Here is a 25,574-nt window from a genome sequence, read left to right as displayed (position 1 = left end):
CGCAAGTATAGGCGGTGGTAGGTTGGAGCGCGGAGGCGTCCGGGTCCTGGTGGGCCCCCCGGTCTTCAAAACCGGTGAGACCGAGCATCTCGGTCTGGCGGGTTCGATTCCCGTCCGCCTCCGCCACAGGCTGGAGAATCAAGGAGGATCGTGGAGGACCCGCGCCGCGCCATCCCGCGCACCGACCGGCTGATGGAGCATCCGCAGCTCATCGCCGCCAGCCGGACGCTCGGCCGCAGCGTTGTGCTCGGGCTCGTGCGCGCCGCCCAGGACCGTGCCCGCCGCGGGGAGATCTCCGCCGCCGAGGTGGTCGACGCCGTGCTCGAAGCCGCTGGCTCCCAGCGGGCCTCCTCTCTGACCCCGGTGCTCAACGCCACCGGCGTCATCATCCACACCAACCTCGGCCGCGCACCCCTGAGCGAACCCGCCCGGCAGGCTCTTGCCGATGCCGCAGGATACGTCGACGTCGAACTCGATCTGCCCTCCGGCGCCCGCTCTCGTCGCGGGGCCGCCGCACGGGCGGCGCTGCTGGCGCGCTGCCGGCACGCCGATGACGCCCTCATCGTCAACAACGGCGCAGCCGCCCTGCTGCTGGCCGCCACCGCACTGGGCGGGGGACCAGCAGCGGTCACCGACGGCCATCATCACTGCAGCCACGGCGGGATCGTCATCAGCCGCGGGGAGTTCATCGAGATCGGCGCCGGATTCCGGCTCTCGGACCTCATCACCGCAGCCGGCACACAGCTGCGCGAAGTCGGCACCACGAATCGCACCCACCCAGAGGACTACGCCCAGGCCCTGGCTGCCGGTGCCGGCTGCGTGCTCAAGGTCCATCCCTCGAACTTCGCCCTCACCGGCTTCACCGCCAGTGTGGCCACCGGTGAGCTGGCCGCACTGTGCCGGGAGTATGCGGTGCCGCTCATCGTCGACGTCGGCTCCGGGCTGCTGGAAGCCGACAGCGTCCTGCCCGATGAGCCGAGCATCGACGCGGCTCTGGCCGCCGGAGCCGATGCCGTCATCGCATCCGGCGACAAACTTCTCGGCGGCCCGCAGGCCGGCCTCATCCTCGGCACCGGCGAGACGATCGCGCGGCTCGCCCGCCATCCGCTGGCTCGCGCGGTGCGTGCCGACAAGCTCACACTCGCCGCCATCGAAGCCACGCTGCGTGCCGGCACCAGCCCAGTTCATGCGATGCTGCACGCTGACCCCGCTGAGCTTCGCCGCCGCACCGACGCGCTCGCAGCGCAGGTCGGCGGCACCGTCGTGGCACATGACGGTCGGGTGGGAGGCGGTGGCGGCACCGGCGTGCCGCTGCCGGGCTGGGCGCTCGCTCTGCCCGAAAGCTTCGCTGCGGTCCTGCGTACCGGCGAGACGGCAGTTTTGCCGCGCGTGCATGACGGCAGCTGCCTCATCGACCTGCGCTGCATCCCCGCAGACCAGGACCGGGCACTCGCGAATGCCATCACAGCTGCCGGTCACCGCCTCGGGAACGGCAGATGAGCAGCTTCGTCATCGCCACCGCCGGGCACGTCGACCACGGCAAATCGACGCTCGTGCGTGCGCTGACCGGAATCGAACCCGACCGGTGGGCTGAGGAGCGCGAACGCGGGCTGACGATCGACCTCGGTTTCGCGTGGACGGCCCTGCCGTCTGGCCGCCAGGTCGCCTTCGTCGACGTGCCCGGCCACGAACGCTACGTCAGCAATATGCTCGCAGGGCTCGGACCCGTCCCCGTCGTCTGCTTCGTCATCGCCGCCGATGAGGGCTGGCAGGCGCAGTCGAGCGAGCACCGCGATGCGATTGCAGCTCTCGGCATCACTGCTGGCCTGATCGTCATCACCCGCCGCGACCGCGCCCCGGACGCCGTGCCGGAGGTGACGGCCCGGGCGCGTGCCGAACTGCGCGGCACCGGATTGGCAGCCGCTCCGATCGTCGCCTGCTCCGGTGTCACCGGTGAAGGACTCGACGAGGTGCGCGGGGCTCTTGACGGAGTGCTTGCCGGGCTGCCGGAACCGGATCCTCACACCCGGCTGCGCCTGTGGATCGATCGGGCGTTCACGATCGCAGGGTCGGGCACCGTCGTCACCGGCACGCTCGCCGGCGGCACGGTGCGGGCAGGTGAGCGGCTGCAGCTCATCGGGCAGGAGACCAGCAGGCTGCGTGAGGTCACCGTCCGCGGGCTGCAGTCCCGCGGTCAGCAGACAGAGGTGCTGGAACCGGTGAGCCGGGCGGCACTGAACCTGCGCGGCATCCCGGCAACCGAAGTGCACCGCGGGGACGCGCTCATCTCCGCCGACTGGTGGATCACCGACACCGTCGATGTGCGCTGGGCTTCAGGCGGGGCACTCGATGAGGGCAGCGAGCACATCACCGTCCACATCGGCACTGCTGCGGTCGGGGCCAGGCTGCGGCCCTTCGATGCCGATCATGCGCGCCTGCAGCTGAGCCAGCCGCTGCCACTGCAGCTCGGGGATCGAATGGTGCTGCGCGACTCCGGGGCGAAGATGGTGGTTGCCGGCGTGCAGGTCCTCGACCTCGACCCGCCGACCCTGACCCGCCGCGGGGCCGGGCGCAGGCGTGCCGAGGCGTTGGCCGAACTGCCGGCTGGCGGGTCGCTGGCGGCGGAGGTCGCCCGCCGGCAGGCGGTGCGCGTGGAGACGCTGCGGCGCTTCGGTTTCGACACCGGTCCGCTTGCTGGGGCCCGGCTGCCGGCAGGCGTCGTTGCGATCGGCGGCTGGCTGGCCACCGCCGAGGCGGTGCGCACCTGGGCGTCTCGCCTGCGGGAGTTGCTCGCCGCCCACCTCAGAACCGATGCGCTCTCACCAGGCCTCAGCCGCCAGGCTGCCGCGCATGCTCTCGAACTGCCGCACGCAGAGCTGCTCGATGCCGTCATCGAAGCCGCCAGGCTCCGGCAGCGCGACGGGCTCATCCGCCCGCTGCAGCAGCGGGCGGATCTGGGCCGGGCGGAGAAGAGCATCCGGGCACTGGAGCGGCAGCTCAAGGCCACGCCGTTTGCGGCGCCGGAGGCAGACGACCTCTTCCGCCTGGGCCTCGGGCCACGCGAACTTGCCGCTGCCGAACGCATCGGTCGGCTCATCCGCATCGCCGACGGTGTCGTTCTGCTGCCGAGTGCACCGGCGCAGGCGATGCGCGTGCTGGCCGCACTCGGCCAGCCGTTCACCGCCAGCCAGGCGCGGCAGACACTCGGCACCACCCGCCGGGTCGCGATCCCCCTGCTCGAACACCTCGACTCCCGCGGCTGGACCCGCCGGCTGGACGGGAACCTGCGCGAAGTCGTGCGCTGAGCCGGTTACAGGAAGCTGACGAGCACGCTGGCGATCGCTACAGATCCGGCGCTGACGGACGTGAATCCGCCGACGAGCATGGGCGGCAGCATCGCATTGAGCAGCTTCTCGCGCTCCTCTTCGTCGCGGCCGACCGAGCGGGCGACCTCGTTGGTCAGCAGGTAGTCGGCGGGGAACCCGTACATCGCCGTCAACGCCACGGACATGCCGAGTGCTGGCCTCCAGCGCAGCAGCTTGGTGGCGATGAACCCGCCGATCAGAATGCCGGCGCAGCCGATGATGAGGATCGTGACCATCGGCAGGAGGGCGGCGATGACATCGGCCATCGAGGCGGTCAGAAGCGGGGCCATGACGATCGCGACGACACCGGCCATTGCGATGCCGAAGCTGGAGGACTTCTCCATGCTGCGCTCAGGTGTCAGCCCGATCGCCGTGGAGATGATGCCCAGCAGCAGACCGAGGATCGATGACGGGATGTGAGTCGGGATGGCCAGCAGCGTTGCGAGCGAGCCGCCGACGAGGATGAGGAACAGGACGAACAGCTCGTTGTTGGCCAGTATCGGCGGCAGGGTCACGAGCTTCTTCTTCGCCCCGCCCGTCGCGGCGTCCTCCTGGCGTGTCTTCGACTGCGCTGCGAGCCTGTCCAGTTCGTCGCTGTCGCGCAGGCTGAGTGCGAAGCGGCGCAGCAGGAAGTTCGTCAGTGGCATCGCCGGCAGCGACTGCATCATCAGCACCAGTGACGGCAGAATGACGATTGCTGAGGCGACTCCTGCACTCGAAAGGCCCTCCGTTGTCAGACCTGTGGCGACGATGCCGCCGGCCAGCGGACCGGCACCGGCGACGAAGTGCTCGAAGCTGAACAGCGGAGTCACGACAGCGGCGAGAATGAGCACCGCCACGAGCATGCCGCAGATCGCGATGACGACGGACCGCCACTGTTGGATCATCGTCGGCAGCGGAATGAGCGAGCCCATGTGGAACAGCAGCGGCACCACGAGGATTGCGTAGATCTCCATCAGCATCGACTGGTCGATGACATCGGCAGGGATGAGCCCGAGCTGCGCGAAGATGAACGCGCCGAGCATCGCCACCAGCAGGCCCGGCACTCGGGCCTTTGACCAGATGGACACGAGCTCACCGACAGCGATGAATGCCAGCACGATTGCGGCGGCGAAGATGGGTTCCATGACAGCTCTTTCCGGGAGAGGTCGGTCGGTGGTGAGATCAGCTACGGGCGTTGCGGGCGTTGTGGGTGAAGGCCAGGTGGGCCAGAGACGCAGCCTGGTCGGCGAGGACGCCGTCATCGAACAGCACGCGCGGAGAATGGTTCATCTCCGCCGTCTCCGGATCGACCTCCGGTGGGCTTGCCTGCAGGAAGTAGAAGGCGCCGGGCACCTCGTTGAGGACCAGCGAGAAGTCCTCAGAGCCCATGATCGGCGAGTCCAGTTGAACAACCCGGGTGCTGCCGAAGGCTTCGGTGAGAGTGTCGAGCGCGAATCTGGCCTGGGCGGGGTCGTTGATCGTCGGCGGGTAGGTCCGCTCCCAGCACACCTCGGCAGTGCAGCCGTGACCTGCCGCGATCGCTTCGGCCAGCGGCGCCACCACATCAGGGAACGCATCGGTCGTCTCCCGCGAAAGCGTGCGCACCGTAGCGCCCATCGAGGCGCTCGGCGGAATGACGTTGATCGCCTCACCGGCGCTGAGGTTGGTGATCGTGGCGACGACCGGGTCGAAGACGTCGAACCGGCGGGTGATCATGACCTGCAAGGCATTGCAGAACTCGATGAGCGGCGGAACCGGATCGATCGCATTGTGCGGCATCGAACCATGACCGCCCTGCCCGTTAAACGTCACGCGCAGGCTGTTGGACCCGGCCATTGCTGTCGCTGGACGGATCGCAAACACACCTGCGGTGCCGGGCAGAACGTGAACACCGAACGCCGCGTCCGCACGCGCCCCGGCAGCATCGAGCACACCCTCGTCGATCATCGGCCCTGCCCCGCCGGGACCTTCTTCACCGGGCTGGAACATGAAGATGACGCTGCCGGCCAGTTCATCCTGGTGGGCGCACAACAGCCGGGCTGCGCCGACGAGACCGGCGGTGTGGAGGTCGTGGCCACAGGCATGCATCGCACCGTTGGTGGATGCGAAGTCGAGCCCGGTCTCCTCATCGACCGGCAGTGCGTCCATGTCACCGCGCAGCAGCACGGTCGGGCCGGGGCGGGCGCCGCGCAGCACAGCGGTGATGGACGTCAGCGACCGGCCGGTCGTGATCTCCAGCGGCAGGCCGTCGAGTGCTGCGAGCACGCGTGCCTGGGTGGCGGGAAGGTCGTTGCCGATCTCGGGGTTGCGGTGGAGGTCGCGCCGCAGCGCAATAAGATCGTCGGATAGGCCCCGGGCTTCGGCTGCGAAGTCGGGGAGGGGTGCGGCTGGCGTCATGCTGCTCCTGTTCATCGGGGCGAGCACCGGCCGCGTAACGACATATGTCCACGCGGCGATGCGTGTTGCGCAGGCTATCGCTGAAAGGTCCTCGTCCCGAAGTGCCGTCCGCCCAGCGAGACGACAGCCTCGTACGCAGCACGGCTGCCATCTCTTCAGGCCACGGCGCTGCCTCGGCAGCACAAAGCCCCGGTCGGAGATCGCGTGTATCTCCGACCGGGGCCCAGCCGTGCTCTTATGCGCGCGGGCACGCCACGATCTGCGGCCAGCAATTCGCCTGTGAGCTGGCGGCCGGTCGAGCTCAGATATCAGCTAAGAAGCTGATGGGATTCTCGATGCAGTCGGCGATGAACGTGATGAACTCGCTGGGCTCACGGCCATCGCACACCCGGTGGTCGAACACGAACGACAGGTACATCACCTTGCGCACCGTCAGCTCACCGTCGACCACCCACGGCCGCTCCTTGATCCGGCCCAGGCCGAGCATCGCGACTTCGGGCAGGTTGATGATCGGGGCCGAGCCGTCGACTCCGAACACACCGTAGTTGTTCAGCGTGAACGTCCCGCCGCTCAGTTCGGAGGGGTCGAAGCGCCCGGTTGAGGCCTTGTCGACCTTGTCCCCGATCGCATCGCGCAGCTGCCGCAATGTCATCCCGCCAGCACCGTGGACGACCGGGACCATGAGCCCGCGCGGGGTGTCGGCGGCCAACCCGAGGTTGACGTCTGCGTGCACGCGGATCTCACCGGCGGCCTCATCGACAGAAGAGTTGAGGATCGGCCACTTCTGCAGGCCAGCGGTGACGAACCGGGCGACGAGCGACATGACCGAGAACTTCTCGCCGTGCTTGGCTTCGAGCTGCTTCTTGGCAGCCAGCAGCTCGGTGGCGTCAACGTCGAGCCAGATCGTGGCCTCCGGGACCTCCTGGCGCGAGCGGGACAGCCGTTCGGCGACGACCTTGCGCAGCCCGGTCAGCGGGATGACCGTGTCCGCACCCGAGGCGGTGGCAGCCGGTGCCGCGGTATCGCCTGTCTGCGTGCCGGTTTCGGAGCGGCGGGCGATCTCGTCCATGACGTCGCGGCGCATGACCATGCCACCGGGTCCGGAGCCGGTGAGCTCTTTGGCGACGAAGCCGTTGTCGGCGGCCATCTTGCGCACCAGCGGTGAGACGACGCGGGAGAACTTCCCCGCGCCCGCGGCGGCGGTTGCCTCAGCCGAGGCGGGTGCGGTGTCCAGCGCGGCCGGGGCTTGGGCGGCTGGCTGCTCCTGGGCGGCCTGCTGGCCGGTCTTCCTGCCGAAGCTGCGGCGGCCGGAGCGCTTGGCACCGGAGACCTCCCTGGTGCCGTAGCCGATGAGCACAGCACCGGAGCCTTCGCTCTCCGCGCCGGGACCGGGAGGCGCGTCATCGCCGTCGGTGGAGCGCAGTGCCGTGCCGGGCACGACGTCCTCGCCGCCGGCTGGCCCCGCACCGTCAGCAGCATCGCCATCCGCGGCGCCGCCCCCAGCGCTGTCCGCGGCGCCGCCTCCAGCGTTGCCGTGTTCGCCGCCGATCGTCAGGATCGCCTGGCCGGCGTGGACGGTGTCGCCCTCAGCGAAGTGCAGGGCGGTGACGACACCGGCATAGGGGCAGGGAAGGTCGACGACGCTTTTGGCGGATTCGACTTCGGCGACGATCTCGTCGATGGCGACAGTGTCACCGACTTCGACCTTCCAGCTCACCACCTCGGCCTCGGTCAGCCCCTCGCCCAAATCCGGGAGGATGAAGTCCTGGCCGGTGCTCGTGTGTGTGGCGGTCACAGCTCCCACTCCCAGGTGTCCAGGGCATCGAGGATGCGGTCGGGTGTCGGCAGGTAGAACTCCTCGAGCTTCGGGGCCGGGAACGGCACGTCGAAGCCGGTGATGCGCAGCACCGGGGCGGCCAGCGAGGTGAAGCAGCGTTCAGTCACCCGGGCTGCCACCTCGGCGCCGTAACCGCAGAACTGGGCGGCCTCATGCAGGACAGCAGCGCGTGAGGTCTTCGCAACTGAGGCGGCGACGGTGGCATCGTCGAAGGGGGAGAGGCTGCGCAGGTCGATGACCTCGATCGAGACGCCCTCCTCGGCACCGGCCTCAGCGGTGGCGAGCGCGGTGCGCACGGTCGGGCCGTAGGACAGCAGCGTGACATCGGTGCCCTCACGCACGACCTGCGCCTTATACATGGAGGCGGTCTGCACCGGCAGGGTCAGTGTGTCCTTCGACCAGTAGCGGGACTTCGGCTCCATGAAGATGATCGGATCCGGGCTGTCGATCGCCTCCCGCAGCATCGAATACGCATCAGCCGGGTTCGACGGGGTGACGACAGTCAGACCCGGGGTGGCGCACCAGTAGGCTTCCGAGGAATCCGAGTGGTGTTCGACACCGCCGATGTCGCCAGCACACGGGATGCGGATGACGATCGGCAGCTCGACCTGCCCACGGGTGCGATTGCGCATCTTGGCCACATGCGACACGATCTGCTCGAACGCCGGGTAGGAGAAGGCGTCGAACTGCATCTCGACGACCGGGCGCATCCCGGCCATCGCCATGCCGACAGCGGTGCCGATGATCCCGGATTCGGCCAGCGGGGAGTCCCACACGCGCTCAGCGCCGAACTCCTCGCGCAGCCCGTCGGTGACGCGGAAGACACCGCCGAGCCGGCCGACGTCCTCGCCGTAGACGACGACGGAGTCATCGGCTGCCAGCGCATCGCGCAGCGCGGTGTTGAGCGCGGTCGTCATCGACACCGGGCGCGCGGTCGCCTCGGTCTCCGTGCCCGAGGCGGTGGTCATCTCAGCAGTCATGACACCTCTTCCAGCTCGGCAGCCAGCAGGGCGCGCTGCTCGGCCAGGGCCGGGCGGGCGTGGGCGTAGACGTGGTCGAAGATCTCGAGCGGGTTGCGCTCGGCTTCGGTGTTCATCGCATCGCGGACCTCGGCGGCGAACTCCTCGGCATCGGCGGCGATCGCCTCGACCGAACCGTCATCAAGCGCACCGGTCGAGCGCAGATAGGACTCCAGGCGCACGATCGGATCCCGGCGCTTCCAGATGTCGACCTCCGCACCGTCGCGGTAGCGGGTCGGGTCATCGGAGTTCGTGTGCGCCTCGATGCGGTAGGTCAGGCCCTCGATCAGAGTCGGGCCGTTACCGGCACGGGCGCGGTCGATCGCGGCGGTGACGACGGCGTAGACGGCGGCGACGTCATTGCCGTCGACGCAGTAGCCGGGCATGCCGTAGCCGATCGCCTTGTCCGCCAGCAGGGTCGCGTTCGTCTGCTCGCGCAGCGGCACCGAGATCGCGTACTGGTTGTTCTGGATGAAGAACACCGTCGGGGTCTGCCACACGGCAGCGAAGTTGAACGCCTCGTGCGCATCGCCCTCGCTGGTGGCGCCGTCGCCCATGAACGTCAGCGTCGCGGTGTCCTCACCGCGCAGCTTGACGGCCATGCCGAAGCCGGCGGCGTGCGGGCCCTGGGTGGCCAGCGGCGTGGCTGCCGGTGCGGTGCGGTGGGCGTTGGGGTCGAAGCCGCAGTGCCAGTCGCCGCGGAAGGCTGCGAGGATCTCCGGCACCGGAATCCCGCGGGTGAGCAGGGCGGCGGAGTCGCGGTAGGTGGGGAAGAGCCAGTCGGTGTCCTTGAGCGCAGACACCGCCCCGATCTCGCAGGCCTCCTGGCCGGCCGCCGACGGGTAGGTTGCCAGACGTCCCTGGCGGGTGAGCGCGGTGACCTGGGCTTCGAAGCGCCGGGCGATGACCATCCGGCGGTAGAGCTTGAGCAGCATGTCAGCCGAGGGCATGCGCAGACCGTCGGGTGCTTGGGCGTCGGTGACCTGGCCGGCTTCGTCGATGAAGCTGATCGGGTGCAGCGACGGCACCTCCCTGGCGGCGTCGGCAGAGCGTGGAATGTCGATAGTCATGCAACCATCGTCCTGTGATCGCGGTCACTGTACCAGCAGACCGGGTCACTGCCAGACGGGTGGCCGACCGTCAGCGCTTTATCGGACGAACGCGCGTGGAGACTCAGGCGTGCTGGGACATTCGTCCACCACGCCCGAGGCGGATTGCGTACGGCTGCAACGGAACCGGGGCGCTTTAGACATGATGGGTCAAGCGGGCCCGGTCGGCGGTGACCGCTAGGTGGTGTGAAAAGTCCGCTCAGCTGCCGGGGCGGTGCCCGTCGACTTCGTCGAGGACGAGCAGCGAGCGGGTCGAGACGATGCCGGGAATCTCGTGCACCTGCCGCAGGATCACCTGGGACAGCTCAGTGTTCGACGGCGCGTTGACGGTCAGCAGCGCGTCGATATCACCGCTGACGGCCTGGACCTTCTCGACGAACGGCAGGGCGGCCAGGTCATCGCGGACATCTGGCCACGGGCGCTCGCCGATCTTGACGACGACGACAGCCGAGACGGTCATGCCGAGGGCGGCCTTGTCGATATCGGCGGTGAAGCGGCGGATGGCACCGGATTCGATGAGGGCGTTGAGCCGGGAATGGGCGGCGGAGCGGGAGATGTGCACGCGCTCGGCCAGCTGCCGGATCGACGAGCGGGAGTCGGCGACGAGGGCGGCGATGATCCGGCGGTCGATGTCATCGATGTCACGCGCCATGTGCAGACTCCTCCCGTCCGGATTGGCCAACAGCTTAGTACCCATGACAATAACTGACCGAACGGTTAGTATGAAAAGCGCTGCCCGCGCACCCAGCGGCGGGCACGACGACGACGTCGATCTTAGGAGCCGCCATGACCGAAATCCTCACCTCCTACGCCTGCGGGACATGGACTGCCCCCGCCGCCGACATCTCGGGGACGGCCGACGACACTTCGCAAGGATCTCAGCCGCACGTACGCACGATCTGCGACCCGGCCACCGGCACCGCACTGGCCGGCGTGTCGTCTGCGGGCATCGACTTCTCAGCCGTCGTCGCCCACGCCCGCGACACCGGCGGGCCGGCCGTGCGTGCGCTGACCTTCCACCAGCGCGGCGTCATCCTCAAGGCCCTGGCCACCTACCTCAACGAGCGCCGCGACCGCTACCACGCGATCTCACTGACCACCGGCGCGACCGCCCGCGATGGCCTCATCGACATCGACGGCGGCATCTCGACGCTGTTCTCCTACTCCTCTGTCGCCCGCCGGCAGATGCCGAACTCGACCGTCTACCTTGACGGTGGTGTCGAGCACCTGGCGAAGCGCCAGACATTCGCCGGCCAGCACATCTGCACCGCCCGTCCTGGAGTGTCTGTGCAGATCAACGCCTTCAACTTCCCCGTCTGGGGGATGCTGGAGAAGTTCGGGCCGATGTTCGCCGCCGGCCAGCCGGTCATCGTCAAGCCGGCCACCAACGGCGCCCACCTCACCCACGCCGTCGTCACCGATATCATCGACTCCGGCCTGCTGCCCGAAGGCGCCCTGCAGCTCATCTGCGGGTCGACCGGCGACCTCTTCGACCACCTCAGCGAACAGGACACCATCGCCTTCACCGGCTCGGCGACCACCGCCCGGACGCTCGCCTCCCATGCCTGCGTGACCGAGCGCGGCACCCGCTTCTTCGCCGAAGCCGACTCGCTCAACTTCTCCCTCCTCGGTCCCGACGCCGGTCCCGGCAGCGAGGAGTTCGACCTCTACGTCCGCCAACTTGTCACCGAGATGACCGCCAAGGCCGGCCAGAAGTGCACCGCCATCCGCCGTGCGCTCGTGCCCGCCGAGCACCTCGACGCCGTCGCCGAGGCGGTGGCCGGCAAGCTCGCCGGAATCACCGTCGGCAGCCCGCACGACGAGGCGACCCGCATGGGCCCGCTCGTCTCCGCTGACCAGGCTGACGATGTGCGTGAGGCGATCGGCACCCTGACAGCCGCCGGCGCAGAGGTAGTGTGCGGCGGCGAGGCGGCCGGCGCATCGGGGGAGGGGTCGGCTTCACGTGCGTTCGTGCCCCCGACCCTGCTCAAGGCCGCCGCTCACGTCGATGCCGTCCACGACGTCGAGGCCTTCGGCCCGGTCGCCACGCTCGTGCCCTACAGCTCGCTTTCCGAGGCTGTTGAGATCGCTGCCCGCGGCCGCGGTTCGCTCGTCGGCTCGGTCGTCAGCCACGACCCCGAGGTCGTCCGCGAGGTCGTCCTCGGCACCGCGCCCTGGCACGGCCGGATCCTCGTGCTCGACCGCGACGACGCCAAGGAATCGACCGGCCACGGCTCACCGCTGCCCACCCTGGTGCACGGCGGGCCCGGCCGCGCCGGCGGGGGAGAGGAGCTCGGCGGCATCCGCTCGGTGCTGCACTACATGCAGCGCACCGCCATCCAGGCCTCACCTGATATGCTCACTGCGATCACCGGCACCTGGACGCCCGAAGCCGCCCGCCGGACTGAGGGCGGTCACCCCTTCGGCAAGGACTTAAGCGAGCTGCGCATCGGCGACACGATCGTCGGCGGCCCGCGCGAGGTGACACTCGAAGACGTCGAGCACTTCGCCGAGTTCACCGGCGACACCTTCTACGCCCACACCGATGAAGAGGCCGCTGCCGCCAACCCGTTCTTTCCCGGCCGTGTGGCGCACGGCTACCTCGTCGTCTCGTTCGCCGCCGGCCTGTTCGTCAAGCCCGAGCCCGGCCCGGTGCTGGCCAACTACGGCTTGGAGAACCTGCGCTTCATCACCCCGGTTTCACCGGGTGATTCACTGACCGTGACGCTGACCGCCAAGCAGATCACCCCGCGCGAAACCGATGAGTACGGCGAAGTCCGCTGGGATGCGCTCGTGACGAACCAGAACGACGACATCGTCGCCACCTACGACGTGCTCACCCTGGTCGAGAAGGAAGCCGGGAAGAGCAAGAGCTGAGTGCCGAAAACGTTCGGATCGGTGAGACCCGAGCCGCGCCACGGCACATTCAATCGAGTCGTCGCTTCGAGGTTCTGACTGGGAACCCACCCCATTAGAATGGGATCGAAGATAGGAGGCCGACCATGTCTCAGAGCGCAGCATCAGAACAAACAGATGTCAGCGGTTACGCGGGCATCTCGACAGCGATGTTGTATGACGTTGCCCGGCACACATCGTCGGTCCTCTCAGCAGAGTTTCTCGCCCGCCGCGACTCTTCCGCTTCCGAGGAGGACCGCGAATTCTGGGCGTCGCGACGCAGGTTGCTCAAGCAGCAGGTCCGTGCGCTCGATCCAGAGGACCGGGCCGTCCTCATCGCCCAAGATGCAGCCTGGAAGGATCAGATCAAGGCGCTGGTCGGCTAGTGGAGGGCAGCGCCGAAGTCGGGTCGGAGGCGTGGCTCGATCACGTCTTCGTACGTGACGTCAAGAACGACCTTTTCGACGGACACCGGCCGCGGCGGAATCCGATCCTCATACTCCTCGGTGGCCAGCCTGCCGCTGGTAAGACACGCGCCCAGTTCGCAGTGACCGCTGAGTATCGCAGCGAGGACCTTGTCGAGATCACCGGCGACGACCTGCGCGAGTTTCACCCGGCGTACAGGCATCTGGCGCTGGAAGAACCGCTCGCCATGCCAAACGAGACTGCTCCGGTGTCAGGAGGCCTCGTCCGGCGCGCGCTCGAGTACGGGAGATCGCATCGATACTCGATCCTGCTGGAAGGAACCTTCCGCGACGCAGCGATGGTGACGGCGACGGTGCGGCGTTTCGCGTCAGCCGGTTATCGAGTGCACGTGGTCGCGGTTTCGACACCCCCAGCTGTTTCGCGCCTGTCTGCTGAGGAGCGTTCACTCGATCGCGGATACCCCCACCTCGGACGATGGACGCCTCCGAGCGCGCATGAGTCCGCACTTGCAGAGGCTGCGAATGTCGTCGACGCACTCGAAGCCCTTCCGCACGTCAGCCGCATGGATGTCTTCTCTCGCTCCGGGCGTCTTTACACAAATGAACGAGGCGCGGATGGCTCCTGGCTGAATTCGGTTGCGTGCGAGCGAGTATTCCGTGAGCACCAGGCACAGTCGTTGTCAGCTGAAGATGCTCGATTGTGGCTCCTCCGATTCGCCGAGGCTTTTGCCAAGGCGGTCGGACGCCCGGCATATTTGGGAGCCGAAACCGGCAGTGCCTACATTCGGCTGCAGCACGATGCGCAGTCGATGATCGACCTGCTCACCGAAACCGGAAACACGCCAGTGATGAGCTTCGTTCAGCAGCAGTCTGAGCGTAACGATGTGCTGCGTCAGATGCTTCCTGCAGATCTTCTGGCGACATTGCCGCTACCAGGGGAGTGACCGGTCAGCGTCGAGTTCGTGTCCAGCCCGAGCCTAGCAACGCTGACTACGCCCGCAGCCCCTCGAAGGCGATCGTCGCCACGGCATCCGCAACGGTTTCGGCGTCGCGGTCCGGGCGCGGCCGGTACCACTCGGTCAGCGAGTTGACCATCCCGAAGAGCAGGCGGGTGATGAGTCCGGGGTCGATGTCGCTGCGCAGGGAGCCTTCGGCAATCGCCGCCTCAACGAGCGCGCGGGTGCGCTCATCGATTTCGCGGCGCTTTTCAAGTGCCCGGCGTTCCGCAGCCGAGGTGCCGCGCACCCGCAGCAGCAGGGCGACGGAGTCGCGGTAGGTGATGAGCACCTCGACGCTGCCGCGGATGACCGCACGCAGCCGCTCTTCGGCAGAGATCTCGGTGCGGGCGTCCTGGGAGTCGATGACGGCGAAGAGCTGATTGAGGCCCTGGGCGATGGCCTGCTCCAGGAGGTCTTCCTTCGAGCCGACATGATGGTAGATCGCCGATTTCGTGATCCCGAGCTCGCGGGCGAGTGCGTCCATCGATGTGCCGTGATAACCGCGCTCGTTGAAGATCTCGATGGAGCGCTCGATGAGCGTTTCGCGGTCGTATCCGGGCCGGCCGCGCCGGCGCGGTGTCCCCGTCTGCACAGTCATCCCACCATCTTAGGGCGAAAGAGCAGCTGCGCGGCCGCGGCGAGCACACCGCGACCGCCCTGCCGCATCTGCCTATCGAATGTCCTCGCGACGGTCGATGATGCGCTTGAGCTTGCCGACCGAACGCTGCAGCGTATCGGGGTGGACGATGATGACCGTCGAGGTCACCCCGACCGTCTCTTTGAGCCGCGCGGCGAGCCGACGCTCGAGTGCCTGCCAGGCGCTCGTCGGCAGGTCCGGGCGCGCCTCGACCTCGATGGTGAGCTCATCCATGCGGCCCGGGCGGGTGAGGACGAGCTGGAAGTGCGGGCTGAGCTGCTCGAAGTCGAAGATGACCTCTTCGACCTGTGCCGGGTAGAGGTTGACGCCGCGGATGATGATGAGGTCATCGGAGCGTCCGGTGATCCGCGACATCCGCCGGAACGCCGGCCGCGCGGTGCCCGGCAGCAGGCTGGCCAGATCGTGGGTGCGGTAGCGGATGATCGGGGTGGCCTGCTTGGTCAGCGAGGTGAAGACGAGCTCGCCTTCGGTGCCGTCGGGCAGCACCTCGCCGGTGAACGGATCGACGATCTCCGGGTAGAAGTGGTCCTCCCAGATCGTCGGGCCGTCCTTCGTCTCCGCGCACTCCATCGCCACACCTGGGCCCATCACCTCGGACAGGCCGTAGATGTCGACGGCGTCGAGGCCGAAGGTCCGCTCGATCTCCCGGCGCATCCCATCGGTCCACGGTTCGGCACCGCACACCGCGGTCCTGAGCGAGGTCTCGGCCGGGTCGATGCCCTGCCGGGCGAACTCGTCGGCGATCGTGAGCAGGTAGGTCGGCGTCGAGGTGATGATCTCGGGCTGGAAGTCCTGGATGAGCTGCACCTGGCGCGGGGTCTGCCCGCCGGAGATCGGCACGACGGTGTAACCGGAGCGCTCCGCACCGGTGTGCACCCCGAGCCCGCCGGTGAACAGGCCGTAGCCATAGGCGTTGTGCAGCATCTGACCCGGCCGGGCGCCGGCGGCCCGCAGCGACCGGCCCATGAGCGCCGACCAGCAGTTGATGTCGTCGTTCGTGTAGCCCACGACTGTCGGCTTGCCGGTGGTGCCCGAGGATGCGTGGATGCGGGCGACCTGGTCGCGGGGCACAGCGAACATTCCGAAGGGGTAGTTGTCGCGCAGATCGGACTTGCGGGTGAAGGGCAGCTTCTGCAGGTCCCCCAGGCTCTGAATGTCATCGGGGTGCACATCGGCCGCGGCGAACGAGCGCCGATAGTGCTCCACGTTCTCATAGGCGTGGCGGACACTGGCCTTGAGCCGTTCGAGCTGCAGGGCGCGCAGCTCATCAAGGCTCATCCGCTCCTCGGGATCGAGGGTCTGCGGGTCCGGTGTCTGCCCGAGGTGCCGCTGGGCACCCGTTCCCGAGGCGGTGGTCGTGGAGGGGGCGGTGGGGTCGGCCATGAGGTGAGGACTCCTTCGTCTCAGCGGCAGGGGGAGCGGGTCGGTTGGGGTGGGTCAGCGGTCGGTGGGTGGTGCCGGCAGGGTGCGGGAGCGGCCGCGGTAGACGGCGATGAGCTCCTCGCCGCGGAACACCTCGACGTCGTAGATGCCCGAGCGTCCGGTGGCGGCCACCCGCCTGCCGTGGGCGGTGAGCGTGTCACCGGTGCGGCTCGGGCGCAGGAAGGTGATGTCCCCGCCCGAGGCGACGGTCACCGAGCCGATGGAGTTGCAGGTCATTGCGAAGGTCGTGTCGGCGAAGAGGAAGACGTAGCCGCCGTGGGTGATGCCGTGGCCGTTGACCATCGTCTCGGTCACCGTCATCGAGCAGGTCGCGTGACCGTCGCCGTGGTCATCGAGGGTGATCCCGAGGTGGCGGGAGGCCAGATCGTTGGCGTACATCGCCTCGGGGCCGGTGTGCTCCTGTCCGCCGATGAGGTGGGAAGCGGGCTGGGTGTCGGTCATGGGGCTCCTCCTTGAGCACGCGGCGATTAAACGACCATTTGGTCATTAAATGTCCACCCTCAAGGACTGTGCTGTCAACCGCACTGACCGAACATCTCGGAATGCGCACAGATTTTCTTCTTGCGAGGCCCACGTCACACCGGTTACTATTATCTGAACAAATGGTCAGTAATTCTGATCTGCAGAGGAGCAACGATGCACACCGCAGACCGCCCGGCACCCACTGCCGTGCCCAACCAGGACGGCCAGCCCGACACCACCGAGGCACAGGCCGAATTCGACGCCCGGATCGCCGCTGAAGGCCGGATCGAGCCGCGCGACTGGATGCCCGATGCCTACCGCAAGACCCTCATCAGGCAGATCGGCCAGCACGCCCACTCCGAGATCATCGGCATGCAGCCCGAGGGCAACTGGATCACCCGCGCCCCGAGCCTGAAGCGCAAGTCGATCCTCATGGCCAAGGTCCAGGACGAAGCCGGCCACGGCCTGTACCTCTACTCGGCCGCCGAGACGCTTGGCATCGACCGCGACACCATGACCGAGCAGCTCATCGAAGGCACCGCCCGCTACTCCTCGATCTTCAACTACCCCACTCCCACCTGGGCGGACATGGGCGCGATCGGCTGGCTCGTCGACGGCGCCGCGATCTGCAACCAGGTGCCGCTGTGCCGCGCCTCCTACGGCCCGTACGCCCGATCGATGGTGCGCATCTGCAAGGAAGAGTCCTTCCACCAGCGCCAGGGCTTCGAGATCCTCTACGAACTCTCCCACGGCACCGAGGCGCAGAAGGCCATGGCCCAGGACGCCGTCAACCGCTGGTGGTGGCCCTCGCTCATGATGTTCGGCCCACCGGATGCCGACTCGCCGAACTCGGCACAGTCGATGGCCTGGAAGATCAAGCGCTTCTCCAACGACGAGCTGCGCCAGCGCTTCGTCGACATGACCGTCCCGCAGTCCGAGGTCCTCGGCCTGACCCTGCCGGATCCGGACCTGAAGTGGAACGACGAGCGCGGCCACTACGACTTCGGCGAGATCGACTGGACGGAGTTCAAGGAGGTCCTCAAGGGCCGCGGACCGTGCAACCACTTGCGCATCGCCAACCGCAAGGCCGCGCACGAGAACGGCGCATGGGTGCGCGAAGCCGCCACCGCGTACGCCGCCAAGCAGTCCCGTCGCGCCGCCGACGCCTACCAGGAGGCCAGCTGATATGACCAACCCGACCACCGCCTCGGGCACGGAGAACACCACCAATGGCACGCCGACCGGTGGCTGGCCGCTGTGGGAGGTCTTCATCCGCTCCAACCGCGGCCTCTCCCACGTCCACGCCGGCTCCCTGCACGCCGCTGACGCGCGCATGGCCCTGGCCAACGCCCGCGACCTCTACACCCGCCGCAGCGAAGGCGTGTCACTGTGGGTCGTGCCGAGCGAGCAGATCACCGCCTCGGAACCGGACTCGAAGGACTCCTACTTCGAACCGGCCGCCGACAAGGTCTACCGCCACCCGACCTTCTACTCCCGCGCCGAGGGGGTGCCGCACCTGTGAGCACCGAGACCAACCCCACTCCCGAAGCAACGGAGCACGCACCCGAGGACTACGAGACCGTCGAACCGGCACCGGCTGTCCAGCCGGCAGCCCAGGGCATGCCGACGATCGGCGACGAACTCGAAGTCGACCCGCTGCTGCCCGGCGCAGGAGTCCCGCTGACCGCGACGATCACCTCCGTGCCGAGCGAAGACGTCGCCCGCTATGCCCTCATGCTCGGCGATGACGCGCTCATCACTGCCCAGCGGCTCGGGGAGCTCGTCGCCAAGGGACCCGAGCTCGAAGAGGACATCGCGCTGACGAACATCGCCCTCGACCAGCTCGGGGCTGCGCGCATGTTCCTGCAGTACGCCGGCCGCGGCCTGGACAAGACCGAGGACGAACTCGCCTACTTCCGCGACGAGTCCGAGTTCCGCTCCTGCGCCCTCGTCGAACAGCCCAACGGTGACTTCGGGCAGACGATCGCCAACGTGCTGCTCACCAGCCTGTACCAGCAGCTGCTCTACCGCAGCCTGCTCGACTCGACCGACGAGTTCCTCGCCGCAGTGGCGGCGAAGTCGATCAAGGAAGTCGACTACCACGTCGAACACGCCAGCATGTGGACCGTGCGCCTGGGGGATGGCACCGAGGAATCCCACCGCCGCATGCAGGCCGGCCTGGAGATGATGTGGCCGTATGTCGACGAGCTGTTCGACGACAGCCCGTGCGTAGACCTCATCGACTCCGGAGTGGCCGTGAGTGCGGCTGGCCTGCGAGAGGAGTTCGACGCCCGGCTGGCCGAGATCCTTGAGACCGCGACGCTGAGCGTCCCGGAGATCCCGCCAGCCCGCGGGCAGGGACGCTTCGGCCTGCACTCACCGCACCTGGGCTACATCCTCGCCGAGATGCAGGTGCTCGCCCGCCAGCATCCCGGCGCCACCTGGTGAGGAGGACCGATCGTGATGGCCACAGACACCGCCGCCTCGACGACCGAACCGGCCGAGACCGCCGAGGCGATCGTGCGCGCCGTCCGCGCTGTGTGCGATCCGGAGATCCCGGTGCTGACGATCGAGGATCTTGGGATCCTGCGCTCCGTTGAGGTCGAATCCGCCGGCGAGGCGAACGAGACCGGCGAGAGCCAGGAGACCGGCGAGAGCCAGGAGACCGGCGAAGGCCAGGGGACTGGCGAGGACGCCGGTCTGCGCGCCCACGTCGTCATCACCCCGACCTACTCCGGCTGCCCGGCGATGGAGACGATCCAGGTCGATGTGCAGCGCGCCGCGCGCGCCGCCGGTGCCACCGAGGTCGATGTCGAACTCGTCTTCTCACCGGCCTGGACGACCGACTGGATGAGCGAGGAGGGCAGGGCCAAACTCGACGCCTACGGCATCGCTCCGCCGACCGGCAAGGCCGCTGCCGGCCCGATCGGGCTGAGCATGGCTGTCAAGTGCCCGCTGTGCCACTCGCTCAACACCACCGAACTCTCCCGTTTCGGCTCGACAGCCTGCAAAGCGCTCTACCGCTGCAGTGACTGCCTCGAGCCCTTCGACTACTTCAAGGTGCACTGATGACCGCAGCCTCTGACACCGAGAACCCCAGCCCGGCCGAGAATCCCACCGCACCGGCCCCTGAGACCGCGCCACCGCCTCGGCAGCGGCTGCGCTTTTACGACCTCAAGGTCAACGGCATCCGCGAACTCACCGCCACCGCCGTCGAAGTCAGCTTCGCGGTGCCTGAGGAGCTCGCCGAGGAGTTCTCCTACATCCCCGGCCAGCACATCGCGCTGCGGACCACCATCGACGGCACCGAGATCCGCCGCAGCTACTCACTCTGCGCACCTCCGGACGGCAAGACCCTGCGCATCGGCGTCAAGGAAGTCGCCGACGGACTGTTCTCCACCCACGTGCGCAACGACCTGGCCATCGGCGACACGATCGCAGTGATGAACCCGCAGGGCAGCTTCACCTCCCGGCTGACGAAGACCGACACCGGCCGCATCGTCGCGATCGCCGCAGGCTCAGGCATCACCCCGGTGATGTCGCTGGCCGCCTCGGTGCTGCGCACCCACCCGGGAGTGCACTTCACGCTCATCTACGGCAACCGCACGAGCACCGACGTCATGTTCTTAGAAGACCTCGCCGACCTCAAAGACGCCCACATGGGCCGCTTCGACGTCCACCACTTCCTCTCCGGCGAAGGGCGCAGCGCCGAGCTGTACTCCGGGCGGATCGATGAGGACAAGCTCAAGCGGCTGCTCGAACTCGTCATCCCGCCTGAGACCGTCGACGAATGGTTCCTCTGCGGCCCCCTGCCCCTGGTCGAGATGGCCCGCACCACGCTTGACGCCCACGACGTCGACCGCTCACGGATCCACTTCGAGCTCTTCACCACCGGCAGGGAGGGCGAGGGCCGCTCAGGTCCGCGCAGGCCGCGCCGGGCGACCACCACCTCGGGACCGGTGCGCACCGTGACCTTCACCCTCGACGGCCGCACCGGCAAGGCCACCACCCCGCAGGACAACCCCGACACGATCCTTTCGACCGCACTCACCACCCGGCCCGACGTGCCGTACGCGTGCGCCGGCGGGGTGTGCGGCACCTGCAAGGCCAAGCTCATCACCGGCACCGTCGACATGGCCGATAACTACGCGCTCGAACCCGATGAGCTTGATGCCGGTTATGTGCTCACCTGCCAGTCGGTGCCCACCAGCGACAGCGTCGAAGTCGACTACGACCAGTGAGAGCACCGGCGGCTGGAACGGGCGCCGCAGGCAGATCCCCGCAGGGCTGAAAGGAACCCGATGACGACCATCACCTCAACCCACTCCAACCCCGAGGACACGACGAGCGCGCCGGCCGAAGCCATCGGGCCGGTCGCTGAGATCGTGCTTGACGGCGCCGCCTCGCGCAACGCGCTTGATGCCGATGCCCTCGGTGCGCTGCTCGACCACGTCGAGGCGCTGCTGCCGCTCATCGACGAAGGGGCCGTGCGCGCGCTCATCCTGCGCGGAGAGGGCACGGTGTTCTGCTCCGGCCGTGACATCGCAGGCGTCGACGTCGAGACCGATGACGCCTACGAGTTCCTCAACAGCGACTTCTGGCCGGTCTTCGACACCATCCGCTCGCTCGAGATCCCGGTCATCGCCGTCGTGCAGGGCGCAGCCCTGGGTCTGGGCTACGGGCTGGCTGCAGCTGCCGATGTCATCTACGCGGCTGAGGATGCGAAGTTCGGCTCGCCGTTCGCCGCGATCGGCGCGATCCTCGACTCCGGCGCCCACGCCGTGTTCCTCGACCGGCTCGGCTACCACCGCACCATGGACTTGATCCTCACCGGCGACTTCATGACCGGCAGCGAGGCGGCGGCCACCGGGGTCGTCTCACGTGCGGTCCCCGCCGGTGAGCTGCTCGACTTCGCCCGCGCCAAGGCCGCGAAGATGGCCACAGGTCCTGCCGAGACGTTCCGGATGGAGAAGCACTTCACCCAGAACCTCGCCGATGAGCGCACCCGCCTGGGCCAGGTGTGGGACACCGAGGCGTTCTTGCAGGAGCGCGCCCGCACCAGCGATGACTATCGCGAGGGATTCACCGCCTTCCAGGAGCGCCGCAAGCCGACGTTCGGCTGAGCGGCTCAGCTCAGGGACTGCCGCAGCTCAGGGCTCGCCTCAGCCGAGCGACTGCCTCAGCTGATCGGTTCGGGGGCGGTGCCCTCACCCCACGGACGGTCGCTGAGCGATTCGCGGCCGTGGGCGGTGTGCCAGCCGGAGGTGTCCGGGCCGAGCGGGACGATGCCGGTCGGGTTCACCGACGTCTGGACGATGTAGTAATGGTCCTTGATCTGCTGGAAGTCGACCGTGTCGCCGAAGCCGGGCATCTGGAACAGGTCGCGGGCGTAGGCCCACAGGTTCGGGAAGTCGCGCAGCTGCTGGCGGTTGCACTTGAAGTGCGAGTAGTACACGACGTCGAAGCGGGCGAGCGTGGTGAACAGGCGGACATCGGCCTCGGTGATCGCTGCACCCATGAGGAACCGCTGGTCCTGCAGGCGGGCTTCAAGCGTGTCGAGTGCGGAGAACAGCCGCTCGAAGGCCTCGTCATAGGCCGCCTGGGAGCCGGCGAACCCGCACTGGTAGACGCCGTTGTTGACCTCGGTGAACACCCAGCGCATGAGCTCGTCCATCTCCTCCCGCTGTGCCTCCGGGTACAGGTCAGGGGCACCGTCGCGGTGGTGGGCGGTCCACTCGGTCGAGAAGTCGAGGGTCATCTGGTTGAAGTCATTGGTCACGACCTGGCCGCTGTCGATCTCGACGATCGCCGGCACCGTGATGCCGCGCGGGTAGTCCGGGTAGCGGGCGAAGTACGCCTGCTGAAGTCGTTCGATGCCGAGCACCGGATCCACTCCGCCGGGGTCAAGGTCGAAGGTCCACGACCGCTCGTCATGGGTCGGCCCTGCCAAGGCGAGCGAGAGCGCGTCCTCGAGGCCGAGCAGCCGCCGGACGATGAGCGTGCGGTTGGCCCACGGGCAGGCCCGGGCGGCCGCGAGCCGGTAGCGGCCGGCCTCAACGGGCCACAGCTGCTGATCGGGGTGGGACTTCTCAGCTGTCTGCGGGTCGGCGACGATGCGGTCGTCGATGTAGTTCATATCCCGGGTGAACGCCTTGCCCTCGGAGACATAGACGCCGGCAGTCGAGTGCTCGGGATTCTCATCAGACTGGGTGCCGCGGTGATCGCGGGGGACGGGGTTCTCAGACATACACCCAACTTTACCATCATATAATTTAAATTTAAATCATATGGTGACTGACGTCACGACCTTTTTCTCTCAGCTCTATAGGTAAGCCTAACCTTAGGTGCTAGAGTGGATCGTGGAGTGAGGTTGCCGCACCAGGGAAGCCCATGCATTTCACTACTCCGGCATGGGTTTCCCTGGTGCATCTCTGTCTGCGGCGGTGCCGCTCTGCTGCCGCCGGCGGCTCCGCCCTTAGCGGGCGGCCTGCTGTCGGCGGGCGGCCCGTCATGGCCGGGCAGCCATTTGCAGCTCAGGGATTTTGCTGGCGAGGTCTGCGGGCTTGAGCGGCATATGTGGCGCCGACCACTGCGTGTCCGACATGCTGGACTATTCACCGCAGGCATGTCTTCCCAGGCTTCGTGTGCAGCAGTGAACATATGCCTATGACTGCATCACCTCCGCTTCTCGACGGCATTCGGATCGCCGACTTCTCCCGTGTGCTGGCAGGCCCGTACTGCACCCGCATGCTCGCCGACCACGGCGCCGAGGTGTTCAAGATCGAAATGCCCGGCCGTGGTGATGACTCCCGGCATCTTGGTCCGTTCATCGACGCGCAGAGCACCTATTTCTCTGGCCTCAATCACGGCAAGCACAGCATCGAAGCCGACCTCAAAGACCCCGAAAGCCTTAAGCGGCTGCGCGACTTCATCACGACCTGTGACGTCGTCGTTGAGAACTTCCGGCCCGGCGTCGCCGCCAAGCTCGGCCTGTCCTACGACGACGTCGCAGCGATCAAACCCGATATCGTCTACGCCTCGATCTCCGGGTTCGGCCAGACGGGCAGCCAGACGAAGCGTCCGGCCTACGACACCGTGATCCAAGCGCTCTCCGGGCTCATGGCCACCACCGGCTTCGCCGACGGCCCGCCGACCCGCGTCGGCGAATCGATCGCCGATGTCTCCGCCGGCGTCTTCGCCGCTTTCGGGATCTCCGCAGCGCTCGTGCGCCGTGAGCGCACCGGGGCTCCTGCCCACATCGACATCCCGATGTTCGACGTCATGCTCGCCATGCAGCCGACGAACTCCGCTATGTACGCCGCCACGAACACCGCCCCCACGCGGGTGGGCAACCGGCACCCGGTGTCGTCGCCCTTCGACACCTATGAAGCCAGCGACGGCCTGTTCGTCATCGCGGTGGCCAATGACCGGCTCTTCGCCGTGCTCGCCGAGGCACTCGGCAAGCCCGAACTCGCCGACGACCCCCGCTTCGCCACCGACGCCGACCGCAGCGCCAATGACGAGGCCCTGCGCAACGAGATCGAAGGGGTCTCCGCCTCGCGCACTGTCGCAGACATGTGCGCGCTGCTCGACGCCGCAGGCGTGCCGGCCTCCCCAGTGTGGAACATGGCCGAAGCACTGACGAGCGACCTCGGAACCGAACGCGATCTGCACGCCCGCGACCCCCGCCTCGGGCACGGCTTCATCGCCCACCCCCTGCTTGTCGACGGAACCAGAGCGGCGACCGACCTGCCGGTCCCGCAGCTCGGTGAGCACAACGACGCCCTGACCGCTGCCGCGAACCCGACTGACGAGGAGTGAGGATGAACCTCGAACCCACCGCTGATGAACAGGAGCTCATCGACGCTGTACGTGCCGTCTCGCGCGACGTGCTCGCCCCGCAGGCCGCCGAGGCTGATGCGAATGAGCGGGTCTCAGATGACGTCATCGCCACCCTCGGCGAGGTCGGGGTGCTCGGTCTCAACCTGCCCGAAGAGTACGGCGGGCCCGGTGTCGGCTCGGTGGCGATGAGCCACATGGTCGCCGCCGTCGCCGAGGGCTGCGGATCGACCGCCTCGATCATCACCGCCCAGTACCTCGCCACCGATGCCGTGTTGCTCGGCGGCACCGAAGCCCAGCGCGAGGAGATCCTGCCCGTTGCGGCCGAAGGCAAGCTCATCGGCGCCTTCGGACTGACCGAGCCCGGCGCCGGCTCCAACCCCGCGGAGATGTCGACCCGTGCCGTGCGCACCGAAACCGGCTGGCACCTCAAGGGAACCAAGCACTTCATCACCAACGCTGGCTTCGCCGACTTCATCGTCGTCTTCGCCATCACCGACCCGGAGGCCGCCCACCGCGGCATCTCCGCCTTCCTAGTCAAGCCGGCTGAACTCGGCGAGGCGATCAGCTTCAACCCGCCGGAGAAGACGATGGGCCTGCGCGGCAGCCCGATCTACGAATTCGTCATCGACGCAGAATTGCCCGCCGAGGCCCTCCTCGGCGAGGAAGGACAGGGATTCGCCACGGCGATGCGGGTGCTCGACCGCGGCCGCATCGAAGTCGCCGCGATGAGCCTGGGCATCAGCCGTGCGGCACTCGACGCCGCAATCGGCTGGGCCAAGGAGCGCAAGATCGGCGGCAAGCCGATCAACCGGCTGCAGGGCATCGCCTTCAAGCTCGCCGATATGCATGCCAAGTACCGTGCTGCCTGGCTGCTGACGATGGAGGCCGCAGCGGTGCGCGATTCCGGGGAGGACTTCACCCTGGAATCGGCCACTGCGAAGCTCGTCGCCAGCGAAGCTGCCGGCTTCATCACCGATGAAGCGCTGCAGATCCACGGAGGCTACGGGTTCACCCGTGACTTCCCGCTTGAGCGCTATGCGCGCGACGTGCGCATCTACCGGATCTACGAGGGCTCCTCCGAGATCCAGCGCACGATCATCTCCCGGGCCCTGGCAAAGTAGCCGGGCACCGGCTCTGAAAGG

The 25,574-nt window shown here is 67.8% G+C and carries 23 protein-coding genes and 1 tRNA gene; 14 read left to right on the top strand and 10 right to left on the bottom strand.

Annotation, left to right across the window (positions count from 1 at the left end; translation table 11 throughout):
- Positions 1–31 precede the first annotated feature (31 nt).
- The 3 genes from M3C25_RS01580 (at position 32) to selB (ending at position 3,305) form a co-directional block, all read left to right on the top strand.
- Positions 32–126 (top strand) — tRNA-Sec (locus tag M3C25_RS01580).
- Between the two features lie 21 nt (positions 127–147).
- Positions 148–1,500, top strand: coding sequence for an L-seryl-tRNA(Sec) selenium transferase (gene selA, locus M3C25_RS01575; protein WP_259845432.1), 1,353 nt, complete (start codon positions 148–150; stop codon positions 1,498–1,500).
- Complete coding sequence (selB, locus tag M3C25_RS01570; RefSeq protein ID WP_259854686.1) at positions 1,497–3,305, top strand: selenocysteine-specific translation elongation factor; 1,809 nt, start codon at positions 1,497–1,499, stop codon at positions 3,303–3,305. The genes selA and selB overlap by 4 nt, the downstream gene beginning before the upstream one ends.
- Positions 3,306–3,310: 5 nt before the next feature.
- Here the strand turns inward: selB and M3C25_RS01565 are convergent, their stop codons facing one another.
- From M3C25_RS01565 to M3C25_RS01540, 6 genes are all read right to left on the bottom strand, one after another.
- Positions 3,311–4,492 (bottom strand): hypothetical protein, encoded by a 1,182-nt coding sequence (locus tag M3C25_RS01565; RefSeq protein ID WP_259832830.1) that lies wholly within the window; start codon positions 4,490–4,492, stop codon positions 3,311–3,313.
- A gap of 37 nt (positions 4,493–4,529) precedes the next feature.
- On the bottom strand, positions 4,530–5,744 hold the full coding sequence (locus M3C25_RS01560; protein WP_259854684.1) for a M20 metallopeptidase family protein: 1,215 nt from the start codon (positions 5,742–5,744) through the stop codon (positions 4,530–4,532).
- A 301-nt stretch (positions 5,745–6,045) separates the two neighbouring features.
- On the bottom strand, positions 6,046–7,539 hold the full coding sequence (locus M3C25_RS01555; RefSeq protein ID WP_259845420.1) for a dihydrolipoamide acetyltransferase family protein: 1,494 nt from the start codon (positions 7,537–7,539) through the stop codon (positions 6,046–6,048).
- A complete protein-coding gene (locus M3C25_RS01550; protein WP_259854682.1) occupies positions 7,536–8,561 on the bottom strand; it encodes an alpha-ketoacid dehydrogenase subunit beta in 1,026 nt (341 codons plus the stop codon). Before M3C25_RS01550 ends, M3C25_RS01555 begins: the two co-directional genes overlap by 4 nt.
- Positions 8,558–9,670 carry a pyruvate dehydrogenase (acetyl-transferring) E1 component subunit alpha gene (pdhA, locus tag M3C25_RS01545; RefSeq protein WP_259854681.1) on the bottom strand — a complete coding sequence of 371 codons (1,113 nt, stop codon included), beginning with the start codon at positions 9,668–9,670 and terminating at the stop codon, positions 8,558–8,560. The genes M3C25_RS01550 and pdhA overlap by 4 nt, the downstream gene beginning before the upstream one ends.
- A gap of 238 nt (positions 9,671–9,908) precedes the next feature.
- The gene (locus tag M3C25_RS01540) at positions 9,909–10,361 is read right to left on the bottom strand and encodes an Lrp/AsnC family transcriptional regulator (protein ID WP_165884162.1); all 453 of its coding nucleotides are present in this window, start codon (positions 10,359–10,361) and stop codon (positions 9,909–9,911) included.
- Between the two features lie 134 nt (positions 10,362–10,495).
- Here M3C25_RS01540 and paaZ point away from each other — a divergent pair, with 134 nt between their 5' ends.
- The 3 genes from paaZ to M3C25_RS01525 all read left to right on the top strand — a co-directional run bounded on the left by paaZ (position 10,496) and on the right by M3C25_RS01525 (position 13,973).
- Positions 10,496–12,586 carry a phenylacetic acid degradation bifunctional protein PaaZ gene (gene paaZ, locus M3C25_RS01535; RefSeq protein WP_259854680.1) on the top strand — a complete coding sequence of 697 codons (2,091 nt, stop codon included), beginning with the start codon at positions 10,496–10,498 and terminating at the stop codon, positions 12,584–12,586.
- A 125-nt stretch (positions 12,587–12,711) separates the two neighbouring features.
- Positions 12,712–12,990 carry a hypothetical protein gene (locus M3C25_RS01530; RefSeq protein ID WP_259800230.1) on the top strand — a complete coding sequence of 93 codons (279 nt, stop codon included), beginning with the start codon at positions 12,712–12,714 and terminating at the stop codon, positions 12,988–12,990.
- Entirely contained in the window at positions 12,990–13,973 is a 984-nt protein-coding gene (locus tag M3C25_RS01525) for a zeta toxin family protein (RefSeq protein WP_259800229.1), read from the top strand. The genes M3C25_RS01530 and M3C25_RS01525 overlap by 1 nt, the downstream gene beginning before the upstream one ends.
- Positions 13,974–14,019: 46 nt before the next feature.
- Here M3C25_RS01525 and M3C25_RS01520 read toward each other — a convergent pair whose 3' ends face one another.
- The 3 genes from M3C25_RS01520 to paaI form a co-directional block, all read right to left on the bottom strand.
- Positions 14,020–14,625, bottom strand: a complete 606-nt coding sequence (locus M3C25_RS01520) for a TetR/AcrR family transcriptional regulator (protein ID WP_175293465.1) — start codon at positions 14,623–14,625, stop codon at positions 14,020–14,022.
- Positions 14,626–14,697: 72 nt separating this feature from the next.
- Positions 14,698–16,068: a phenylacetate--CoA ligase PaaK gene (paaK, locus tag M3C25_RS01515; protein ID WP_375545086.1), complete on the bottom strand. Its 1,371-nt coding sequence runs from the start codon at positions 16,066–16,068 to the stop codon at positions 14,698–14,700.
- Between the two features lie 54 nt (positions 16,069–16,122).
- On the bottom strand, positions 16,123–16,569 hold the full coding sequence (gene paaI, locus M3C25_RS01510; RefSeq protein WP_259854679.1) for a hydroxyphenylacetyl-CoA thioesterase PaaI: 447 nt from the start codon (positions 16,567–16,569) through the stop codon (positions 16,123–16,125).
- Positions 16,570–16,764: 195 nt separating this feature from the next.
- On the opposite strand from paaI, the gene paaA reads away from it, so the two are divergent.
- Genes paaA through M3C25_RS01480 form a run of 6 tightly spaced genes read left to right on the top strand, consistent with a single transcriptional unit; the run spans position 16,765 to position 21,713 of the window.
- The gene (paaA, locus tag M3C25_RS01505; protein WP_259854678.1) at positions 16,765–17,775 is read left to right on the top strand and encodes a 1,2-phenylacetyl-CoA epoxidase subunit PaaA; all 1,011 of its coding nucleotides are present in this window, start codon (positions 16,765–16,767) and stop codon (positions 17,773–17,775) included.
- A 1-nt stretch (position 17,776) separates the two neighbouring features.
- Positions 17,777–18,112: a 1,2-phenylacetyl-CoA epoxidase subunit PaaB gene (paaB, locus tag M3C25_RS01500; protein WP_259854677.1), complete on the top strand. Its 336-nt coding sequence runs from the start codon at positions 17,777–17,779 to the stop codon at positions 18,110–18,112.
- On the top strand, positions 18,109–19,038 hold the full coding sequence (paaC, locus tag M3C25_RS01495; protein ID WP_259854676.1) for a 1,2-phenylacetyl-CoA epoxidase subunit PaaC: 930 nt from the start codon (positions 18,109–18,111) through the stop codon (positions 19,036–19,038). Before paaB ends, paaC begins: the two co-directional genes overlap by 4 nt.
- A 15-nt stretch (positions 19,039–19,053) precedes the next feature.
- Positions 19,054–19,659 (top strand): 1,2-phenylacetyl-CoA epoxidase subunit PaaD, encoded by a 606-nt coding sequence (paaD, locus tag M3C25_RS01490; RefSeq protein WP_259854675.1) that lies wholly within the window; start codon positions 19,054–19,056, stop codon positions 19,657–19,659.
- Positions 19,659–20,831, top strand: a complete 1,173-nt coding sequence (gene paaE, locus M3C25_RS01485) for a 1,2-phenylacetyl-CoA epoxidase subunit PaaE (protein ID WP_259854674.1) — start codon at positions 19,659–19,661, stop codon at positions 20,829–20,831. Before paaD ends, paaE begins: the two co-directional genes overlap by 1 nt.
- 60 nt (positions 20,832–20,891) lie before the next feature.
- Complete coding sequence (locus M3C25_RS01480) at positions 20,892–21,713, top strand: enoyl-CoA hydratase/isomerase family protein (protein WP_259854673.1); 822 nt, start codon at positions 20,892–20,894, stop codon at positions 21,711–21,713.
- Positions 21,714–21,769: 56 nt separating this feature from the next.
- Here the strand turns inward: M3C25_RS01480 and M3C25_RS01475 are convergent, their stop codons facing one another.
- Complete coding sequence (locus M3C25_RS01475; RefSeq protein ID WP_259854672.1) at positions 21,770–22,837, bottom strand: glutathione S-transferase family protein; 1,068 nt, start codon at positions 22,835–22,837, stop codon at positions 21,770–21,772.
- A gap of 419 nt (positions 22,838–23,256) precedes the next feature.
- On the opposite strand from M3C25_RS01475, the gene M3C25_RS01470 reads away from it, so the two are divergent.
- Together M3C25_RS01470 and M3C25_RS01465 are read left to right on the top strand one after the other, a co-directional pair.
- Positions 23,257–24,411 carry a CaiB/BaiF CoA transferase family protein gene (locus tag M3C25_RS01470; protein ID WP_259854671.1) on the top strand — a complete coding sequence of 385 codons (1,155 nt, stop codon included), beginning with the start codon at positions 23,257–23,259 and terminating at the stop codon, positions 24,409–24,411.
- 2 nt (positions 24,412–24,413) lie between these two features.
- Positions 24,414–25,553 carry an acyl-CoA dehydrogenase family protein gene (locus M3C25_RS01465; protein WP_259854669.1) on the top strand — a complete coding sequence of 380 codons (1,140 nt, stop codon included), beginning with the start codon at positions 24,414–24,416 and terminating at the stop codon, positions 25,551–25,553.
- The last annotated feature ends 21 nt before the right edge of the window (positions 25,554–25,574 follow it).

The organism is Brevibacterium luteolum, assembly GCF_025147615.1.
GTDB classification, from domain to species: Bacteria; Actinomycetota; Actinomycetes; order Actinomycetales; family Brevibacteriaceae; genus Brevibacterium; species Brevibacterium luteolum.
The sequence above is the reverse complement of the archived record's forward strand: the minus strand, read 5'-3'. Positions and strand labels throughout refer to the sequence as shown.